Source organism: Streptacidiphilus sp. MAP12-33, assembly GCF_041261265.1.
Lineage (GTDB): Bacteria > Actinomycetota > Actinomycetes > Streptomycetales > Streptomycetaceae > Streptacidiphilus.
In genome coordinates this window covers 359,094-379,529 of the sequence record NZ_JBGCCA010000001.1, presented here as the reverse complement: position 1 = coordinate 379,529, position 20,436 = coordinate 359,094, and the positions used below count along the sequence as shown (strand labels likewise).

General features: G+C 71.5%; 11 protein-coding genes and 1 tRNA gene. 9 read left to right on the top strand and 3 right to left on the bottom strand.

Annotated elements, in window-relative coordinates; genetic code table 11:
- Window positions 1–160 precede the first annotated feature (160 nt).
- The 4 genes from ABH931_RS01785 to ppk2 all read left to right on the top strand — a co-directional run bounded on the left by ABH931_RS01785 (window position 161) and on the right by ppk2 (window position 6,794).
- On the top strand, window positions 161–3,142 hold the full coding sequence (locus ABH931_RS01785; protein WP_370109114.1) for a SpoIIE family protein phosphatase: 2,982 nt from the start codon (window positions 161–163) through the stop codon (window positions 3,140–3,142).
- 43 nt (window positions 3,143–3,185) lie between these two features.
- Window positions 3,186–3,638 (top strand): MarR family winged helix-turn-helix transcriptional regulator, encoded by a 453-nt coding sequence (locus tag ABH931_RS01780; protein WP_370109112.1) that lies wholly within the window; start codon window positions 3,186–3,188, stop codon window positions 3,636–3,638.
- A 116-nt stretch (window positions 3,639–3,754) separates the two neighbouring features.
- Window positions 3,755–5,866 carry an MMPL family transporter gene (locus tag ABH931_RS01775; RefSeq protein ID WP_370109110.1) on the top strand — a complete coding sequence of 704 codons (2,112 nt, stop codon included), beginning with the start codon at window positions 3,755–3,757 and terminating at the stop codon, window positions 5,864–5,866.
- 127 nt (window positions 5,867–5,993) lie between these two features.
- Window positions 5,994–6,794 (top strand): polyphosphate kinase 2, encoded by an 801-nt coding sequence (ppk2, locus tag ABH931_RS01770; protein ID WP_370109108.1) that lies wholly within the window; start codon window positions 5,994–5,996, stop codon window positions 6,792–6,794.
- A gap of 60 nt (window positions 6,795–6,854) precedes the next feature.
- On the opposite strand, the gene ABH931_RS01765 is transcribed toward ppk2, so the two are convergent.
- From ABH931_RS01765 to ABH931_RS01755, 3 genes are all read right to left on the bottom strand, one after another.
- The gene (locus tag ABH931_RS01765) at window positions 6,855–8,831 is read right to left on the bottom strand and encodes a TolB family protein (protein WP_370109106.1); all 1,977 of its coding nucleotides are present in this window, start codon (window positions 8,829–8,831) and stop codon (window positions 6,855–6,857) included.
- A 192-nt stretch (window positions 8,832–9,023) separates the two neighbouring features.
- The gene (locus tag ABH931_RS01760) at window positions 9,024–13,271 is read right to left on the bottom strand and encodes a choice-of-anchor D domain-containing protein (protein WP_370109105.1); all 4,248 of its coding nucleotides are present in this window, start codon (window positions 13,269–13,271) and stop codon (window positions 9,024–9,026) included.
- Window positions 13,272–13,604: 333 nt separating this feature from the next.
- Window positions 13,605–13,688, bottom strand: a tRNA-Leu gene (locus ABH931_RS01755).
- A gap of 388 nt (window positions 13,689–14,076) precedes the next feature.
- Between ABH931_RS01755 and ABH931_RS01750 the strand changes: the two genes are divergently transcribed.
- The 5 genes from ABH931_RS01750 to ABH931_RS01730 all read left to right on the top strand — a co-directional run bounded on the left by ABH931_RS01750 (window position 14,077) and on the right by ABH931_RS01730 (window position 20,214).
- Window positions 14,077–15,027, top strand: coding sequence for an FhaA domain-containing protein (locus ABH931_RS01750; protein WP_370109104.1), 951 nt, complete (start codon window positions 14,077–14,079; stop codon window positions 15,025–15,027).
- A gap of 10 nt (window positions 15,028–15,037) precedes the next feature.
- Entirely contained in the window at window positions 15,038–15,577 is a 540-nt protein-coding gene (locus tag ABH931_RS01745; RefSeq protein WP_370109102.1) for an FHA domain-containing protein, read from the top strand.
- A 156-nt stretch (window positions 15,578–15,733) separates the two neighbouring features.
- Window positions 15,734–17,224: a PP2C family serine/threonine-protein phosphatase gene (locus ABH931_RS01740; RefSeq protein WP_370109100.1), complete on the top strand. Its 1,491-nt coding sequence runs from the start codon at window positions 15,734–15,736 to the stop codon at window positions 17,222–17,224.
- Between the two features lie 70 nt (window positions 17,225–17,294).
- Window positions 17,295–18,674 (top strand): FtsW/RodA/SpoVE family cell cycle protein, encoded by a 1,380-nt coding sequence (locus ABH931_RS01735; RefSeq protein WP_370109098.1) that lies wholly within the window; start codon window positions 17,295–17,297, stop codon window positions 18,672–18,674.
- A 76-nt stretch (window positions 18,675–18,750) separates the two neighbouring features.
- Window positions 18,751–20,214 (top strand): peptidoglycan D,D-transpeptidase FtsI family protein, encoded by a 1,464-nt coding sequence (locus ABH931_RS01730; RefSeq protein WP_370109097.1) that lies wholly within the window; start codon window positions 18,751–18,753, stop codon window positions 20,212–20,214.
- Window positions 20,215–20,436: the final 222 nt, after the last annotated feature.

Here is a 20,436-nt window from a genome sequence, read left to right as displayed (position 1 = left end):
TCCCCAGCTCGGGCACAAAGGGCGCACACTAGGGCGTGCGCAGGTGTACGCGCTACGGGACACGGCAAATGTTCTTCAATATCGGGTTAGGCCCGCAGGATCCGTGCTTGCCTGGGGTACCCGAATATATGGAGCCGAGGAGTCGCTGAGAGAGGGTGAGATGACGGAAGAGACCTTCGCAGCGTCCGAGGCCGCCGCACATCGCACCGCACCGAGCATGAACGGCACCAACGGCAAGGGGACCGCTCTGCCCGGCGTGGTCGCGCTGGCCAGGATCGCCGCACTCGTGGTCGACTCCGACGGGCGGCTCACCCACTGGAACCTCGGCGCCGAGGAGCTCTTCGGCCACCGCCGCAACGACGTACTGGACCGCACCACCACCGGGCTGTTGCCGCTGGCCGGCAAGGCCGCGGGCGACGCCCTGGACCACCTCGACGAGCTGGTCGACTTCGCCCCCGGCTGGGCGGGCGAGCTCACCGTGACCGACCGGGACGGGCGCCGGATCGAGATCTGCTGCTGGGCCTGGCGCACCGTCGAGCCGAGCGGACGCGGCATGCTCGTGCTGGCCGCGGACGCGCGCGGGCTGACCGGATCGGGCCTGCGGATCGCGATCGGCGAGGATCTGATCCCGTTCGCCGCCGAGGCGCCCGGCGGCCCCGCCGCGGGCGGCGGTCCGCATGGAGAGCCGGTGCTCTCCCCGTGCCCGACTCGTGCGGACCGCGAGCGCGCGGCGCGACGGCTCACCCAGGTGCTCCCCCGCGTCGCCGCCGACCGCCGGCGCGCGCTGCTGACCCAGCTGCTCGCCGCCGGCGCCCCCGCGCTGCGGCTCGACGAGCTGGTCCTGCCGGTCATGCCGGTCCCCGACAGCGAGCCCGCAGCCGGAGTCCGCGGCGCCAGGACCCGCGCCGTCGGGGCGCGGGCCACCGGCCCCCGTGCCGCCGAGGCGCGCGTGGCCGAGGCCGACTGGTCCGAGGCCCGCCCCAACCCGGCCGCGGCCTCCCGCTCCACCGACCGCACCGCCACCGACCGCGCCACCAGCGACCGCGCCGTCGCCGAGCGGCCGGGCCGGGCGGGTCAGACCGGCCAGGCGTCGCCGTCGACCCCCGCTGGGCAGTCCGGCTCGGCCACCGGTGCCACCCCGGCCGGCGCCGCCGCCTCTGCGGCGAACGCGGCGAACACGGCGAAGCGCTCCCGTGGGCGGCTCGCGGCCGAGCAGCCCGAGCACGGCGGCCGGGCCGCGGTCCCGTCGCAGGCACGTTCCCGGGCGACCGAGGAGGAGGCGCCCGAGCAGGCGCCGCAGGACCGGACGCCCGGGCCCTTCGAGGAGTCCGCCGCCTACGACCCCTCCGTCGGAGCCGCACCGCGCCGCGCCCCCGTCGACGACGGGCCGTTCAGCGGTCCCCCCTCGCGGGCCAGCGTCAGCCTCGGCGGACCGGCCATGGGGGAGGTGCCGGACGGTGAGCCGGTCAACCCGCAGCTGCTGCTGCTGACTGACGTGGGCTCCCGCATCGGCACCACGCTCGACCTGGACCGCACCGTCCACGAGGTCTGCGACGTCGTCATCCCCGGCATCGCCGACTTCGCCTGCGTCGAGCTGCGGGACCGCCTGATCACCGACTCCGAGCCGCCGCGCGAACGCCCCGACGACGCCACCCAGCTGCGTCGCGTCGCCTGCTCCTTCGGGCCGACCACGCTGCCGTGGAAGCACCTGGTCACCGAGGGCTCGCTGGTGACGCTGGCGAGCGAGACACCGTCCGGCTACGCGTTGCAGAACGACAAGCCCGTGCTGGTCCCCCGGCTCGACCCGAACACCGCCGAGGCCTGCGCGTCCGGCCGCGGCGGTCCGGGCCTCGCCTCGCTGTTCGAGGGCCGCTCGATGCTGACGCTGCCGCTGACCGCGCGCGGCACCGTGCTCGGCGCGCTGACCCTGCTGCGCGACGCGCACCGGCCCGCCTTCGACGAGGCCGACGCCTCCTACCTGCGCGAGCTCGCCGCCCGCGCCGCGCTCTCGATCGACAACGCCCGACTGCACCGGATGGAGGCGCACACCGCGCTCACCCTCCAGCGCTCGATGCTGCCCACCCGTCCCCCGCGCATCCCCGGCGTGCAGATCGCCCACCGCTACCTGCCCGGCGACCGCCGCGCGGAGGTCGGTGGCGACTGGTTCGACGCGGTCCAGCTGCCCGGCAGCCGGGTCGCCCTGGTGGTCGGCGACGTGATGGGCCACGGCCTGCACTCCGCCGTGGCGATGGGCCGGTTCCGCACGGCGATGCAGACGCTGGCCGCCCTCGACCTGCCACCCGGTCAGATCCTGCGCCACCTGGACAACCTGTCGCAGCGTCTGGGCGACGACCACCTGGCCACCTGCCTGTACGCGGTCTACGACCCGATCACCCGGGTCTGCACCCTCGCCTCGGCCGGCCACGTTCCGCCGGTACTGGTCCACCCGGACGGGCGCGGCGAGCTGCTGGAGATCCCGTCGGGGGCGCCGATCGGCGTCGGCGGGGTGCCGTTCTCCTCGCGCGAGGTCAAGGTGACGGACGGTTCGATGCTGGTGCTGTGCACCGACGGCCTGGTGGAGATGCGCGGCGGCGACATAGGGGACGGGCTGGCAGCCCTGTGCGGGGACATCGTGGACCCGCGACGCAGCCCGGAGGAGGTCTGCGACACGGTGCTGGAGCGCCTCCACACGGAGGACCGGGGTGACGACCTGGCGTTGCTGATCGCGCGCTTCGACGGCATCCCGCCGCAGGACGTCATCTCCTGGTCGCTGGCCCTCGACGCGAGCGAGGTGCGCCGGGCCCGTAGTCTTGTGCATGACCAACTGACCCGCTGGGGCCTCGCGGAACTGACGGAGATGACGGAGCTGCTGGTCAGCGAGCTGGTGACGAACGCGCTCCGGGTCGCCAAGGGCAGTGTCGAGCTGCAGCTGATGCGGGTCGGCAAACTGCTGGTCGAGGTCAGCGACGACGACCACAACCTGCCCTCGCTGGAGCCCTCGGAGCCGCTGGACGAGGAGGGCCGCGGCCTCGGGCTGGTCAGCCAGCTCGCCTCGCGCTGGGGCACCAGCCGCAAGGCGGTCGGCAAGGTGGTCTGGTTCGAGCTTCCGCTGCCGGTGCAGCCGGGGCCGCAGCGGCCGTAGTACCGGGGTCGCGCCAGGACAGGCTTAGTTGTATAGTGCAACCATGGCTCCCTCTTCAGCGCCCACGGCCGCCGGCGCACGCATGGACAGCATCGACTCCATCCAGCGCGAACTGACCGCCTTCTCGCGCCGCGCCCGCGCCATCGCCTCCCAGATCCACCCCGGCCTGACCCTGGTCAGCTACGCGATCCTGGACCACCTGCGTGACGTCGGCGGCTGCCGCGGCACGGACCTGGCCAGCCACTTCCTGCTCGACAAGTCCACGGTCAGCCGTCAGGTGGCCACCCTGGAGAAGCTCGGCCTGGTCGAGCGCAGCCCCGACCCCGAGGACCAGCGCGGTCAGATCATCCACCCCTCCGAGACCGGCGCCGAGCTGTTGCGCAAGGCCGGCGAGCAGCGCCGCGTCGCCTTCCTCAACCGCCTCGCGCACTGGTCCGACGAGGACGTCGCGCTCTTCGCCGACCTGCTGGAGCGGTACAACGCCGAGCCGCGCTGACCCAGGTGAACATCGGTTGCACGCTGACCTGGATTCCTTGACAGCCCCCGACCCGCGCACACATCGTAAGACGAGACAGTCGCGATGTATCGCGTTTAGTTGGGGGATACATTCACATGAACCTCGTCCGGCGGCTCGCCGCCGCTCCTGCCGGCCGCCGAAGCAAATGGGTCGTACTCGCGGTCTGGATCATTGCCCTGCTGGTCCTCGGCCCGCTCTCCGGCAAGCTGACCGGAGCAGAGAACAACGACAACGCCAGCTGGCTGCCCAGCAGCGCGGAGTCGACCAAGGTCCTGAACCTCCAGGGCCAGTTCGTCTCCATCGAGAGCGCACCCGCGGTGGTCGTCTACTCCCGTGACAGCGGGATCACCCCGGCCGACACGGCGAAGGCCACCCAGGACGCCACCGCCTTCGCGCAGATCGCCCACGTGATCGGCCCGGTCGCACCGCCGCACCCGTCCACCGACGGCAAGGCGCTGCAGTCCGTCGTCATGATCGACATGTCCAAGGGCGGCTGGAACAACCTCGGGCCGGCCGTGGACAAGATCCGCAGCATCGCCACCGCCGGCGACCAGGGCATGACCGCCCACGTCGGCGGCCCCGGCGGCTACGGCGCCGACCAGAGCAAGGCCTTCGCCGGGATCGACGGCACCCTGCTCTACTCCACGCTCGGCGTCGTGATCGTGCTGCTGCTGCTCACCTACCGCAGCCCGACCCTGTGGCTGCTGCCGCTGCTCTCCTCGGGCCTGGCACTGACCGCCGCGCAGGCCGTCATCTACCTGCTGGCCGCCCACGCCGGACTGACCGTCAACGGGCAGAGTCAGGGCATTCTGACGGTGCTGGTCATCGGCGCGGGCACGGACTACGCCCTGCTGCTGGTCGCCCGCTACCGCGAGGAACTGCGCCGCCACGAGGACCGGCACGAGGCGATGGCCGAGGCCCTGCACCGCGCGGGCCCCGCGATCCTCGCCTCCGCCGCGACCGTCGCCGTCTCCATGCTCTGCCTGATGGTCGCGGAGATGAACTCCACCAGCGGCCTCGGCCCGGTCTGCGCGATCGGCGTCCTCGTCGCACTGCTGGCGATGATCACGCTGCTGCCCGCCCTGCTGGTCATCTGCGGCCGCTGGGTGTTCTGGCCGGTCCGCCCGAGCTTCGGCACCGCCGAGCCGACCGAGACCGGCCTGTGGGCCAAGGTCGGCGGCGGCATCGCGCGGCGCCCGCGCATCGTCTGGATCGGCACCGCGCTGGCGCTGGGCGCGCTGGCCCTCGGCATGTTCGGCCTGAAGGCCGACGGCCTCTCCTCGGCCGGCTCCTTCTCCACCAAGCCGGACTCCGTCGCCGCGCAGACCGTCATCGACGCCCACTTCCCCGCCGGCACCGGCTCGCCCCTGCGGGTCATCGCCAACGCCTCGGCCGGCGACCAGGTCGCGGCCGCGCTCGGCCGCCTCGACGGCCACGGCCTCACCGGAGTCACCGCGCCGGTCGACCGCAACGGCCTCGCGTACGTCACCGCCACGCTGACCTCCTCCCCGGACAGCACGGCGGCCGAGAACACCGTCGACGCGGCGCGCGCCGCGGTCCACGCGGTCCCGGGCGCGAACGCCTACGTCGGCGGCGACACGGCGGTCCGTCTGGACGTGCAGCGGGCCTCGAACCACGACAACCAGGTGATCATCCCGCTGGTGCTGGTCGTCGTCCTGGTGATCCTCGGCCTGCTGCTGCGGGCGGTCATCGCGCCGATCGTGCTGATCCTGACGGTGGTGCTGTCGTTCGCGGCGGCACTGGGCGTCTCGGCGCTGGCCTTCACGCACCTGTTCCACTTCGAGGGGGAGGACAACGCGTTCCCGCTGTTCGTCTTCGTCTTCCTGGTGGCACTCGGGATCGACTACAACATCTTCCTGATGACCCGCGTCCGCGAGGAGTCCGTCAAGCACGGCACCCGCAACGGCGCGCTGGCCGGCCTGGCCGCGACGGGCGGGGTGATCACCTCGGCGGGCCTGATCCTCGCCAGCACGTTCGGCGTCCTGGGCACGCTCCCGATCGTCGGCTTCGCCGAGATCGGCTTCGCGGTCTGCCTCGGTGTCCTGCTGGACACGTTCGTCGTGCGGTCGGTCCTGGTCACCGCGCTGGCCATGGACCTCGACCACCGTTTGTGGTGGCCGTCCGGGCTCTCGCGCCGACGCACGGAGAGTCGGATCGAGATCCCTGAGGAAGTCGCAGCAACCTGAGGCGCGCGGGGAACTGCGCGAGCAACCACCCTGAGCGGATGGCCCCGCACGTGCGGCGACACACCACACGGGGTGCCTTGTCGCGTAGTTCCCCGCGCCCCTGGGCGGTGCGACGTACCCTCCTGCAATGGCTGACAAGTTGCCCAAGAAGGCGTACGAGAGGGAGCTGTTCCGGCTCCAGTCCGAGCTGGTCACGCTGCAGGAGTGGGTGAGGGCCACCGGTGCGCGGGTGGTCCTCGTCTTCGAGGGCCGCGACGCCGCCGGGAAGGGCGGAGCCATCAAGCGGGTCACCGAGTACCTCAATCCCCGGATCGCGCGGATCGCCGCGCTGCCCGCGCCCACCGAGCGTGAGCGCGGGCAGTGGTACTTCCAGCGCTACATCTCCCACCTGCCCGCCGCGGGCGAGATCGTCCTGTTCGACCGCAGTTGGTACAACCGCGCCGGGGTCGAGCGGGTCATGGGCTTCTGCACCCAGGACGAGTACCACCGGTTCCTGCACCAGTGCCCGATCTTCGAGCGGATGCTCGTCGAGGACGGGATCATCCTGCTCAAGTACTGGTTCTCCGTCAGCGACCACGAGCAGGAGCGCCGTTTCCGCGCCCGCAGGGACGACCCGATGCGGCGCTGGAAGCTCTCGCCGATGGACCTGGAGTCCATCACCCGGTGGGAGGCCTACTCCCGGGCCAAGGACGAGATGTTCATCCACACCGACATCCCGGAGGCCCGCTGGAACGTGGTCGAGAGCGAGGACAAGAAGCGGGCGCGGCTCAACATGATCGCGCACATGCTCACCGCCGTCCCGTACGTCGAACAGCCGGCGCGCAAGATCACCTTCCCGAAGCGGCCGGGCTCCACCGGCTACGTCCGCCCGCCCCGCGACGAACAGCACTACGTGCCGGACCATGCCGCGAGCCTGGCCGAGAAGTAAGAGCGGACCCCTCCGGCCCGTGGGTACGGGCCGGAGGGGTCCTTGTGTGCTGAGTGCCGGTCAGTGCAGCGTCGTGCCCGTCACCACCGTGTGCGTTCCGGCGCCCGCCACCAGGGTGGGCGTGCCGGCGCCCGTCGCGGCGTGGGCCGCCGCCGAGGCCGGCGAGGTGCCGTTCGGGTTCTGGACCAGCTGGGCCCAGGACGGAGTGGACGCGAGGGCGGCGTCGATGCCGTTCACCGTGGCCATCGGCCAGCCGGTGCCGAAGAGCTGGACGTTGCCGACGCTGGCGGCCTCCTGCGCGATGTACGAGTGGTCGACCGGGTCCAGGCCCGTGGCCGAGGTCCACAGCAGCGGGCCGTACCCGGCGTTGACCGAACCGCCGGCGAAACCCGACCGCCAGTCGGAGGTGTTGGCCAGGGTCGTGACCGCCGGTGCGCCCCACCAGAACTTGGCCATGTTGACGGAGAGGTACTCGGCGTCGGCGCCGGGGACGATCCAGAACTGCCACGCCTGCCGCGTCCGGCTGTGCTCCATGGCGTAGATGCTGCGGTTGCCCACCACGGTCACCGCGGTGCTCTTCGGGTTCAACCCGTTGAAGAACGCGGTCAGCGAACTCGGCAGGGAGTAGCCGGTGTTGAGCAGCACGACGGTCCGGCCGCCACCGCCGGCCGAGGCCGCCATGGTCGCGGCCGAGGCGGCGACCCGGTAGTCCTGGGCGTCGGCGACGACGACCTGGGTCGGCACGTGGGCGACGTTCCAGGCCGTGCCCACCGACTGGCCGGCGGCGCCGCCGGCGGAGGCGATCCGGGCCACCCGGTAGCCGAGGCGCTGGACCTGGGTCGCGACCGAGGAGGTGAGCACGGAGGTGCCACCCTCCAGGTAGACCGTGGCACCGCGCTTGAGGGTGCGGCGCAGGTCGTCGGCGGCCGCCTTGTCGAGCGAGCCGCGCGAGGTCAGCAGCAGCGGCCCCTGCTTCTCCGCGGCCAGCTCGATGCCCAGCACCGCGTCGGTGGTGTCGTTGCGGTCGGCCAGCACCGCGGTGCGGGCCGCGAGCAGACCGGGGGTGTTGTGCCCCAGGCTGTCGAACTGCCAGCGCGAGGCGGCCGCGTCGTTGCTGACGCCGCCGGTGCCGTAGACGTGGTCCACCACGGCCTTGCGCAGCGGCTGCCAGACCGGCATCTCACCGTCGGCCAGCACCGTGGTGGTGCCCTTGGTCAGGTCGAGGAGCTTGACCACGTTGCCGCGGGTGCTGTCGTAGGACGTGTAGGCGAGCTTGGTGCCGTCCGGCGACAGGCTCGGGTTGTGCGCGCCCGCCGGGTCGGAGGTGAGGGTCCGCCCGTGCGAACCGTCCGGGTTCACGGCGCCGATCTGGCTGACGCCGCCCTGGTTCTGCTCGTAGACGATGGTCGAGCCGTCGGCCGAGAAGGCCGGGTTGGCGGCGACCTTGGCGACCTCGTTGAGCCGCTTGGTCGCGGGGTCGTACGTCATGACCGACGTGGAGCCGCCCCAGGCGCGGGTGAACGCGAACAGACCGCGCCAGCTGTACACGGCGTGGGTGTCGGCGACGGAAGCCGGCTCGTCGGCGGCGGGCAGGACACGCTGCGCCCAGCTCCAGCCGTCGGAGGTCTGCCGGTAGATGTGGGCGCCGTCGTCGGAGACCATCCAGGTGCTGGCGCCGCCGTAGACGCCGTCCTGGGTGGACACCTGCCGGCCGGACGAGACGTTCAGCGGCGCGGAGCCGTCGAACTTGGCGGTGAAGACGGTGCCCGAGCCGCTGACCGCGATGCGGCTGCCGTCGGCGGCCCAGCTGATGCGGCCGGAGCCGGGGGACTGCACACCGGCTGCGACACGGTCGCCGGTCCCGTCGGCGTTGACGTAGTGGACGCTGCCGTTGGGCGCCTCGTAGGCGATGACGCCGTCGGCCGGGCCGGCGGACGCGGCCTGGGCGGTCCCGGTTCCGAGGAAGCCGACCGCCACGGCGGCGACGGCGACAGCGGAGGTGAGCGCCGTGAGCGAACGGCGCGAGTGATGAGACACGGATCTCCCCATGAGAAAGGTCAGGGGCGGAGCCTATGACCGGCCTGTGCCACTCACCAGGGACATATCCGTACAGCACACGAACCGCTGCCGTGATCCGTGCCACAGAGGCGCACGGCGGCCCGGACACGACAGCGCCGCCGCGCCCTCCCGTGGGGAGGACGCGGCGGCGCGAGCGGGACGGACAGGCCGTCAGCCGGTGTACCAGCCCACGACCGTGGCCTGGATCTGCTCCGGGGCACTGCCGTTGACCTGGAAGTTCACCGCGCCCGAGGCGTCCAGCGGCACCATGACCATGTTCGTCACGGTGTGTCCGGCGACGTTCCAGAACAGCGAGCCGGTGGTCGCCTTGGCCCCGTTGCCCGGGTAGACGCCGAGCCAGCCCGAACCGGTACCGCCGAAGCCGCCGACCTGGAGCAGCACGCCCTTGGCACCGGCCGGGACCCCGCCGTTGCCCGCGACCGGCAGCGTGACGACACCGCCGGGCTGGACCGCGGTCGTGGTCGGCACACCCACCGCGTAGGCGGTGTTCAGCGCCGGGAACAGCTGGATCGGCACGAAGTGCTGGCCACCGCCCGCGACGGTGTAGCCCTCGACGACGGCGTTGACGACCATGGGCGTGTTCGCCCAGTTCTTGAAGTCGATCTTTCCGTCGGCGCCCACCGCGACCTGGACCAGGTTGGACATCATGTCGCTGTTCGGGCTCCAGTAGAGCACCGCCGCCGCCGGCGGAGTGCCCCCGTCGGGCCAGGCGCTCACCGAGCCGCCCACCGCGGAGCGCATCGCGCTGATGTTCAGCAGCACCGAGGTGGTCCCCGCGGGCACCACCGTCCCGGCGACCGGGACCTTGACCGTGCCGCCCGCGGGCATCGGCGCCTTGGTGGGCTGACCGATGCCCTTGGCGGTGTCGAAGGCCACGACCTGTGTGGTGGTCGGCGTGATCAGCAGGCCCGTGCCGGCCTTGTAGTAGCCGAGCACGTCGGCGTAGATCCCGGTGTTGCCGGCGCTGGAGTTGTAGAAGTCCACCGCGCCGCCCTGACCGAGGCGGACCACCGCGGTCTTCTGGATGATCTGCGGAGCGTTCCAGAACACCGCACCGGAGTTGGGCCGGGTCGCCCCGTGCGGCCAGGCCTGGATCGACCCGGTCGCCGACGCCTGCGAGAGCGCGCCGACCTGGAGCACCACGGCGGTCGCGTCACCCGGGACACCGTTCTTGCCGGCGATCGGGACGCTGACCGAGCCGCCCGCCGGAATCGGCGAGGTGCCGGTGCGGCCGACGCCGGCCCAGGTGGCCAGCACGCGGGTCTGCGGGACGGGCGTGTAGCCGAGCGTCGTCGGCACCGGGCCGCCGCTGAGCACGAACGACTGGATCGTGTGGGCGTCGTACGCCGAGCCGGTGCCGCCGGAGAAGGCGACGTAGGCGTAGTCCGGCAGCGTCGCCGCGACGTTCAGCTGCTGCACGCCGTCGACCCAGACCAGCACGTGACCGCCGGTCACCTGCACGTCCACCTGGTGCGTGCCCTGGCGCAACGCGGTCGCGAGCCGTGCCGTGCTCAGGTAGGTGAGCGCGGTCGAGCCGTAGGTGCTGTTGGCGACACCGACGAAGTTCGCGTAGCCGGGGTTCGGGGCGTAGGTGGCCGCGTCGAGACCGACCACGACGCCGGACTGTCCGGCGATGCCGAGCGCGCCACCGGTCGTGCCGAGCGCGTTGGTGTGCGCCCTGGAGGCGTCCAGCAGGGAGAAGGCGACACCGTCACCTCCGGTACCGGGACCCATCTTGACGGTGAAGGTGGCCCGCAGGCCCTCCGTGCGCAGCGCCTGCCGGAAGACCGCGCTGCCCTTCTGGTAGGCGGCGGCCGGGTTCAGCGTGATGCTGCCGTCGCCGGGCAGGACCGCGGCGCCGTTGGCCTGCCAGGTGGCGCCGGTGGCGCCGGTGGAGTCGGCGGAACCGGTGGCGACACCGGTCAGGTTCTCCAGCATGGCGCCCTGCGGGGTGCCGTCGCTGTTGACGCCGTCGCCGGTGACCTCGTACGAGGCCGTCAGCGTGCCCGCGGTGGTCGGCGCGAAGGTGACCGACTGCTTGGCGGTCTGGTCCGGACCGATGACCAGGCCCTCGGACATCTGCACCGCGCTGGTGTAGTCGCCGTTGGGCGCCTTGGCCTTGGTCACGGTGACGGGGATGTTGCCGTCGTTGGTGACCGTGAAGCTCAGCGTCTTGGAGCTGCCGACCGGAACGGTCCCGAAGTCGAGCGTCGACGGCGAGAAGGTCAGGTGGCCCTTGCCGACGACCGAGGTGCCGGTCAGGTTGGCGGTGAGGGAGTGTCCGCTGGTGGCGGTCACTCCGATCGTCGAGGTGTCCGGGGTGCCCGCCGCGGCGGAGGCCGTGGTGGGCGTGTAGGTGACGGTGGCGACGAAGGACGCGCCCGCCTTGACGGTGTCGCCCACGTTCGGCAACCCGGTGGCGGTGAACGATCCGGTCGGCGCGGTGACCGCGCTGATCGTCTCGTCCGTCGTGCCGGTGTTGGTGAACTGGATGTTCTCCGTCTCGGTCGTGCCGGTCGGCACCTGACCGAAGTCCGTGGTGCTCGGCAACGCCCCGAAGCCGGGGTTGGTGCCGATGCCGTGCAGGGCGAAGACCAGCGTGGACTTGTCGGACAGCGTCGCTGTCAGGGTGCCGTTGGTACCGCCCGTCGTGGCCGGGTCGTAGGAGACCTGCAGCGGCAGCGTGCCGCCGGAGGCCAGGGCCTTGGCCGCGGCGAGGCCCGGCACCGAGAACGGCGCGGTCGCCTTCACGCCGGTGACCGTCACCGCCTTGGTCGCCGTCAGCGTCATGGTCTTTGTGGCGGTGGTGTTCGTCTGGACCTGGCCGAAGTCGAGCGGGCTGGCCTTCAGGGCCGTGGCCGCCGGGCTGCCGAAGCCGTACAGGACGCCGTCACGGGTGCCGACGTAGACCCTGCCGCTGTCGGCGGTCGGGGTGGCGAACTTCGCGGCGGTGCCGACCGGCGCCGACCACAGCAGTTGCAGCATCCCGCTGCCGTCCGGGGTGGCGCTGTAGGCACGCAGGGTGCCGTTCGCGCCCGCCGCGTTGTCGGCGGAGACCATCCAGACGATGGCCGAGCCGTCGTTGGTGCCGTCCGAGGTGACCATCGGCGAGCCGGAGGTGTAGCCGAAGACGTCCTGGGTCTGCCCGGTGGCCGTGAGGGTCGGGTTGGTGCCGCCGGTGTTCAGGTGCAGGGCACGCAGCGGGCCGTTGTTGCCGATGAGGTAGACGTAACCGCCGTCACCGCCCCAGAACGCCGGGTGGCCCCACTGTCCCTGGAACGGACCGGAGACCCCGACCACCGCGTCGGAGCCGTTCTGGCCCTGGGCCTGCCCGCCGAGGTTGTCGCGGTCCAGCAGGAAGACGCGGCCGTCCTTGCCCTGCTGAACCAGCAGGTGCGGGTGGTTGGCGTTGCCGTAGCCGTCGGGCAGCGCCATCGACGCGCCGGAGGAGATGTCCTTGTCCGTCAGGTCGAGCGTGGCCGCGTTGGACGGACTGAAGAAGTCCGCCGTGGACAGGGCGCCGCCGGCCCCGACCTGGAGCCGGACCACGGACTCGGCCAGGGTGCCCTGCGGGGTGGTGCCCTGCTGGGTGGTACCGGGTCCCGCGACGGGGCTGATGCCGTTGCCGGTGCTGACGAAGATACGGCCCGAGCCGTCGGAGGTGAGGCCACCGCCGGACTGCCAGATGCCCCCACCGCTGGTGCTGGCGCCGGTCTCAGAGGCCCACATGGAGGTGATGCTGTGGCTGGTGGTGCTGACGCCCACGACGTACCCGCGGTACGGCTGCTTGTCGCAGTGGCCGCCGAAGCCCGCGTAGACGACGCCGTCCAGCAGCAGCAGACCGGGTCGCTGCATCTCGTAGAAGGCGTTGAACGGCGCGTTGGGCTCGTTGGCCGGGGCGCCCTGGATGGTGACCGGCCAGCCCGCCCTCTCCGCGCCCGAGGTCGGGTCGACCGCGTGCATCAGGTAGCTGGGGCTCTGGTGGTTGGTACCGCCGTCGACCTTGGTGGTGAAGTACAGCGCGTTGCTGACCGGGTCGTAGACGGGGGTGCCGGTCGCGCCGACGTTCGGCGCGAGGTCACCGCAGCCGATCGCGGACGAGGGCCAGGCGGCGCCGTAGTTCTTCTTCCAGATGATCGCGCCGGTGCCGGGGTTCAGCGCGTACATGCTGTTGCTCTCGGTGACCGCGATCACCTGGTGGTCGACCACGAGCGGCTGCGCGTAGATCTGGCCGTCCAGCGTGGTGCCGAAGAGCTTGCCGAAGGTGGACGACTCGACGGCGGCCGGAGAGAGCGAGCTCTCGTTGCCGTCCCAGTTCGTCCGCATGTTGTCGACGCCGTTGGTGTACTGGTCGGCCTGCGAGGCCGGCGCTATGACGCCGAACAGGCCGCCGATCACGGCGGCGGTTGCTATGAAGCCTGCGACGGCCCGACGCTTCGCCCTGCTTCTGCGGCGATGCGCGCGTCGAGGCCCAGGTTGTCCGGACATGCCGGCGTCCCCCTCATGACGTGATGATTGCGGGGCCCGGCTTGGTCACAGGCCCCGCGTAAGTCGAAAGTCAGAAATTCTTACCACCCCTGCGCGGCGGCTTGGCCGGGCGTCCGTCATTCGTCCCCGGACCGTTACTCAGGTCACGACTTCCTGGGAACCCGGCGCTTCCCCGGCGCGTAGGGGACAGCAAAAAGGCGCCTCCCACGTGACTTCCGTCACATGAGAGGCGCCTTCGCGATGTGCGCGAGGGGGGAGTTGAACCCCCACGCCCTTTCGGGCACTGGAACCTGAATCCAGCGCGTCTGCCTATTCCGCCACCCGCGCATCTGGGTGATGTCGTCGACTCTACCGAAGTTTTCCCGGGGCTTTCAAACCGGTTGTTCCCGGCCTGTCCGCTCCGCGTTTTCCGCGGTGTCGCCTTCCGACGAGAAGAACAGTAGCACGTCGCAGGGGGTGGAATCACATCCGCTCCTGGCCGGGGGCGCGGGGGCGCAAGGGCGGGCCCGGCCGAACGAGTGAGACGGGGATGTCCCCCTTCTGGGCCGGGTACCAGTCCACTGGCATCCTGCTGTCGCGGCGGCGGCCCGAACGACGCCGACGAGGAACCACACGTCGGCCCCGGGCGTAGATACGATCTGTAAGGCAGACAAGCAGCAGCCGCCCGCGCCGGACGCCGGGTGGGACGACGACACCCGACGGAAGGGGGTGCCCCGTGGGAGCCCTGAAGAAGTTCGAGCAGCGGCTGGAGGGCTTCGTCAACGGCGCCTTCGCCAAGGTGTTCAAGTCGGAGGTGCAGCCGGTCGAGATCGCCGGCGCGCTGCAGCGCGAGTGCGACAACAACGCCAGCATCTGGAACCGCGACCGCACCGTGGTGCCCAACGACTTCATCGTCGAGCTCAGCCCGCACGACCACGAGCGGCTCAGCCCGTACTCGGGCCAGCTCGGCACCGAGCTCGCCGGGATGGTGCGCGAGTACGCGCAGGCGCAGCGCTACTCCTTCATGGGACCGCTGGCCGTCCAGCTGGAGCGCGCGGACGACCTCGACACCGGCCTCTACCGGGTCCGCAGCCGCATCCAGGCCGGCCCCGAGGCCGCCCAGGCACAGGCCCCGGCCCAGCAGCAGGCCCAGGCGCACGCGCAGCAGCAGTACGGGCAGCAGCAGCCCGCCGCCCCCTACGGCGGTCGGCAGGCGCAGGCCTGGGAGCCGCAGCCCGGGCAGGCGCAGGTGCCCCCGCCGCCGTCCATGCCGCCCAGCGCGCCGCCTGCCGCGCCGTTCAGCGTCGACGGGCCCACCGCCTTCAGCGGCGGCCCCGGCCGGCCCGCCGAGGCCGACGTCCACGCCTTCCCGGGCTCCGCCGCCCCCGCGCCCGCCGCGGGCGCCGGGGTGCGTCGCTGGCTGGAGCTGAACGGCCAGCACCACCCGCTGGACCGTCCGGTCCTGGTCCTGGGCCGCAGCACGGAGGCCGACGTCCGCGTGGACGACCCGGGCGTCTCCCGGCGCCACGCGGAGATCCGCGTCGGGAACCCGAGCATGGTGCTCGATCTCGGCTCCACCAACGGCATCGTCGTCGACGGCCAGCACACCACCCGCGCTACGCTCCGCGACGGCTCTCGAATCGTCGTGGGCAGCACCACCATCGTCTACCGGCAAGCCGAAGGGTGACGCGGGGCACATGTCAGAACTGACCCTCACGGTCATGCGGCTCGGCTTCCTCGCCGTGCTGTGGCTGTTCGTGATCGTCGCCGTCCAGGTGATCCGCTCCGACCTGTTCGGCACCAAGGTGACCCAGCGCGCCGCCGCACCGGCCCGCAAGGGCGGCGGCAACCCGACCACCGCCCGCCAGCCTGCCCAGGCCGCCGCGACCGCGCCACAGCAGCGCCAGCAGGCGCCCACGCAGCAGCGGCAGCGTCGCGGGGCGCCGACCCACCTGGTGATCACCCAGGGCTCGCTGGCGGGCACCACCGTCGCGCTCCAGGGGCAGACCATCACCCTCGGCCGGGCGCACGACTCCACGATCGTGCTCGACGACGACTACGCCTCCTCCCGGCACGCCCGGATCTATCCGGACCGCAACGCCGGCGCCTGGATCGTCGAGGACACCGGCTCGACCAACGGCACCTTCCTCGACAGCCAGCGGCTCACCAGCCCCACCCCGCTCCAGCCGGGGTCGGCGATCCGGATCGGCCGCACCGTCATCGAGCTGCGGAAGTGACCCGGTGATGAACCAGCGCGCACACCACCGTGAGGGCGGCCCCGTCGTGGAGGAAGCCCTGGTTCGACCGGCCGGGCGGTCGTGGCCGTACGATGCAGCAACGCACGCTGCACCGGGGCATCGCGCAGGGGACCGAGGGAAGGGGGCGGACGGCACATGAGCCTGGTGCTGCGATTCGCCGCCGGTTCGCACAAGGGCATGATCCGCGAGGGCAACGAGGACTCCGGCTTCGCCGGTCCCCGGCTGCTCGCCGTCGCGGACGGCATGGGCGGGCAGGCAGCGGGCGAGGTCGCCTCATCGGAGGTGCTGTCCACGATCGTCGAGCTCGACGAGACCGCTCCCGGCACCGACCCCATGGCCGCCCTCCAGGCCGCCACCGAGCGTGCCAACGAGCGCCTGCGTGTCCTGGTCGAGGCCGACCCGAACCTGGAGGGCATGGGCACCACGCTCACCGCCATCCTGTGGACCGGCCAGACGGCCGGGCTGATCCACATCGGCGACTCCCGCGCCTACCTGCTGCGCGACGGCGTGCTGACGCAGATCACCACCGACCACACCTGGGTGCAGCGCCTCGTCGACGAGGGCCGGATCACCGAGGAGGAGGCCTCCACCCACCCGCAGCGCTCGCTGATCATGCGCGCGCTGATGGGCACCGGTGAGGTCGAGTCGGACCTGTCGATCCGCGAGGTCCGTGCCGGCGACCGCTACCTGCTCTGTTCCGACGGCCTGTCCGGGGTGGTCTCGCACCAGACCATCGAGGAGACCCTCGGCAGCTACTACTCGCCCGAGCAGACCATCGCCGAGCTGATCGAGCTGGCGCTGCGCGGCGGCGGCCCCGACAACATCACCTGCGTCGTCGCCGACGTGCTCGACATCGGCGAGCAGGACCCGATGGCCGCGACGCAGTTCGCCGACGCCCCCGTCGTGGTCGGCGCGGTCGCCGACGGCGTCCACCACCAGTCCGTGGCCAGCACCCCCGCCTCCCGGGCGGCCTCGCTCGGCCGGGGCCGCGGTCCCGAGGCCTACGGCGCCGAGGACGGCGCGGACGCCGGCCAGGGCGGCTACCAGGAGTACGACGAGTACGAGGGCGGCTTCGACGACGACTACGAGCCGGAGGGCCGCCGCAGCCGCCGCCGCGCGAAGGAGAAGAAGCGACGGGGCTGGCTGATGCCGACGACGCTCGGTGTGGCCCTGATCGCCCTGCTGGGCGGTGGCGCGTACTTCGGCTACCAGTGGACGCAGACCCAGTACTACGTCGGCGCGAACGGGGACCACGTCGCGATCTACAAAGGGATCTCGCAGAACCTGGCCGGGCTCAAGCTCTCGTCGGTCTACGAGGACCACACGGACGTCCCGCTGAAGGACCTGCCCGGGATGGACCAGAAGAACATCGCGGACGGCCCGATCTCGGCGGCCAGCCTGGGTGACGCCCAGAGCAAGGTCAGCCAGCTCAAGCACGAGGCGACCATCTGCCGCCAGGTCCGCGCGGAGAAGACCACCCCGACGACGCCCACACCGGCCCCGAAGCCGTCGGGCAGCCCCAAGCCGGGCACCCACCCCTCCACGAGCCCCGCACCGCAGCCCTCCCCGACGCCCAGCTTCACCGGCGCCGACGCGACGGTCGCCCAACAGTGCGCGGCCTCCTGACGGAGGTTTAGCTTTCCGCCGCAGGTCGCACTATTCCAGGGGCAACCTGAGGCGGGAGCGGCGATCTGAGATGACGGCCACGGAGAGTCCTGTCGTCGCGGTCGTGCCGCGGGGTGCGCCGAACCGCAGGAACACCGAGCTTTCCCTGCTCGTCTTCGCCGTGCTCGTGCCCGTCCTCGCCTACGCGGAGACCGGTCTCGCCATGGACGGGCGGCTGCCCGCCGGGATGGTGGGGTACGGCGCCGGGCTCGGCGCCTTCGCCGTGCTGGCCCACCTCGCCGTCCGGCGCTTCGCGCCGAACGCGGACCCGCTGATGCTGCCCATCGCGGCCCTGCTGAACGGCCTCGGGCTGGTCTTCATCTGGCGCCTCGACAAGGCCCGCCAGCTGCACCCGAACTACCCCGCCGCCGAGAACCAGCTGCTCTGGTCCGGCCTCGGGATCGCCCTCTTCGTCGCCGTCATGGCGCTGCTCAAGGACCACCGCCGGCTCCAGCGGTACACCTACCTCTCCGGCTTCGCCGCCCTGGTCCTGCTGGCCCTGCCCGCGTTCTTCCCGACCCGCGCCAGCGACTTCGGCGCGCGCATCTGGATCCACTTCGGCGGGTTCTCGATCCAGCCGGGCGAGTTCGTGAAGATCCTGCTGCCGGTCTTCTTCTCCGGCTTCCTGATGGTCAAGCGGGACGCCCTCGCCCTCGCCAGCCGGCGCTTCCTGGGCCTGTACCTGCCGCGCGGACGCGACCTCGGGCCGATCCTGGTGGTCTGGGCGCTCAGCCTGGTGATCCTCGTCGTGGAGACCGACCTCGGTACCTCCGTGCTGTTCTTCGGGATCTTCGTGGTGATGCTCTACGTGGCCACCGAGCGCACCAGCTGGGTGCTCTTCGGGGTGCTGATGGCCGGGCTGGGCTTCTGGGCGGTGGCGCGCACCGAGGGCCACGTGCGCGGACGGATCGACGAGTGGCTGCACCCGCTGGCCACCGGCGGCGGGAACGGCGTCGGCCAGATCGGGCAGGCGCTGTTCGCGCTGGGCGCGGGCGGCGCGCTCGGGACGGGGCTCGGGCAGGGGAGCTCCTGGCTGATCGGCTTCGCCGCCAAGAGCGACTTCATCCTCGGCACCATCGGCGAGGAGACCGGCGTCGCCGGGGTGATAGCGGTACTGCTGCTCTACGGCCTGCTGGTCGAGCGGGGCCTGCGGACCGCGCTCGCCGCCCGCGACCCGTTCGGCAAGATGCTCGCGGTCGGGCTCTCCGCCGCCTTCGCACTCCAGGTGTTCATCGTCGCCGGGGGCGTCACCGGGGCCATCCCGCTCACCGGCATGACGCTGCCGTTCATCGCCCAGGGCGGCTCCTCGGTGATCACCAACTGGGCGCTGGTCGCGGTCCTGCTCAAGATCAGCGATCTGGCCCGCCGACCCGCTCCGGGTGAGCTGCTGCAACCGGGAACCGCGCCGTAGCCGTCCTAAGGACACAAGGCGCCCATGTAGGGTGCCGAACGTCAGCATGCCGAAAGCCGCCGGAGTTGAGCGCCCCATGAACAAGCCGATCCGCAGGGTCTCCGTGTTCTGCCTGCTCCTGGTGCTGGCACTGATGATCCGGGCCAACTGGGTGCAGGGCCTGGACGCGAGCGCGCTCAACGCGAACGTCCACAACAAGCGCACCGTGATCGAGGCCTACAGCTACCCGCGCGGCGACATCATCGTCGGCGGGCAGGCGGTCACCAAGGACCTGCTGGTCAACGGCAACTACTACAAGTACCGCCGGGCCTACGTGAACGGCCCGATGTACGCGCCGATCACCGGCTACAGTTCCCAGGCCTTCGGCTCCAACCTGCTGGAGAACGTCGAGGACCCGATCCTGTCCGGGACGGACTCGCGCCTGTTCTTCCGCAACGCGCTGGACACGCTGACCGGCAAGCAGAAGCAGGGTGGCGACATCGTCACCACGATCGACCCGAAGGTGCAGCAGGCGGGCTGGAACGGCCTGCAGGGCAAGAAGGGCGCGGCCGTCGCCCTGGACCCCTCGACCGGTGCCATCCTCGGCCTGGTCAGCTTCCCGTCCTACGACCCGACCAGCATCGCCGGTGTCACCAGCGAGTACGCGAAGAACTGGAACGCGCTGCTGAAGGACCCGTCGCAGCCGATGCTCAACCGGGCCCTGCGCCAGACCTACCCGCCGGGCTCGACGTTCAAGCTGGTCACCGCCGCGGCGGCGCTGGAGAACGGCAACGTCACCGACATCAACGCGCCGACGCAGACCCCCGACCCGTACACCCTGCCGGGCACCAACAACCAGAAGCTGGTGAACGAGGCCGGCGACACCGGTTGCAAGGACGCGTCGATGAACACCGCGCTGGCGCTGTCCTGCAACACCGTCTTCGGCAAGCTGGGCGCCGAGATGGGCGGGGCGCGGATGCTGGAGGAGGCGCAGAAGTTCGGCTTCAACAACTCCTCGCTGACCATCCCGGTGGGCGTCACCGCCAGCAACTTCGACAAGGGCATGGGCCAGGCGCAGACCGCGCAGTCCTCCATCGGCCAGTTCGACACCAGGGCCACCCCGCTGCAGATGGCCATGGTCGCCGCCGCGATCTGCAACAACGGCTCGCTGATGCAGCCCTACCTGGTCTCCGAGGAGCGCTCCGCGAACAACTCGGTGATCTCGCAGTGGTCGCCCAAGCAGCTGTCCCAGGCCACCACGCCCGAGGTCGCCGCGCAGTTGCAGACGATGATGGTCAACGTCGTCCTGAACGGCACCGGTACGACCGCGAAGATCCCCGGGGTCACGGTGGGCGGCAAGACCGGTACCGCGCAGAACGGCGTGAACAACTCCAACAACCCGTACGCCTGGTTCGTCTCCTGGGCCAAGGGCGCGAACGGCAAGCAGATCGCCGTGGCGGTCGTGGTCGAGGACAGCGACACGGCTCGTGGCGACATCTCGGGCATGCACCTCGCCGCGCCGATCGCCAAGACGATGATGCAGGCCTACCTCGGCCAGTGACCCTCGTCACGCCCCGCCACGCTGGGCCGAACGGTGGGTGACCAAAGCCACGTTCGCCGTGTTCGTCCAGCGCAGACGTATTCCATTCCTGTATCAGGTCGTCCGGCGAATCCGCATTGACTTGCGCGCCCGGTAGCGTATCCGCAGCAGCGGTCTGTCCGCCCGCACCACAACCCATGCGGGCGCGGCTGGGCGGACCGGAGAGTGGAGAGGGCTCGAACC

Bases quoted from the DNA above. Each gene is read 5' to 3' on its own strand.
- ABH931_RS01785 (WP_370109114.1), top strand. From the start codon at position 161: ATGACGGAAGAGACCTTCGCAGCGTCCGAGGCCGCCGCACATCGCACC.
- ABH931_RS01780 (WP_370109112.1), top strand. From the start codon at position 3,186: ATGGCTCCCTCTTCAGCGCCCACGGCCGCCGGCGCACGCATGGACAGC.
- ABH931_RS01775 (WP_370109110.1), top strand. From the start codon at position 3,755: ATGAACCTCGTCCGGCGGCTCGCCGCCGCTCCTGCCGGCCGCCGAAGC.
- ppk2 (WP_370109108.1), top strand. From the start codon at position 5,994: ATGGCTGACAAGTTGCCCAAGAAGGCGTACGAGAGGGAGCTGTTCCGG.
- ABH931_RS01745 (WP_370109102.1), top strand. From the start codon at position 15,038: ATGTCAGAACTGACCCTCACGGTCATGCGGCTCGGCTTCCTCGCCGTG.
- ABH931_RS01740 (WP_370109100.1), top strand. From the start codon at position 15,734: ATGAGCCTGGTGCTGCGATTCGCCGCCGGTTCGCACAAGGGCATGATC.
- ABH931_RS01735 (WP_370109098.1), top strand. From the start codon at position 17,295: ATGACGGCCACGGAGAGTCCTGTCGTCGCGGTCGTGCCGCGGGGTGCG.
- ABH931_RS01730 (WP_370109097.1), top strand. From the start codon at position 18,751: ATGAACAAGCCGATCCGCAGGGTCTCCGTGTTCTGCCTGCTCCTGGTG.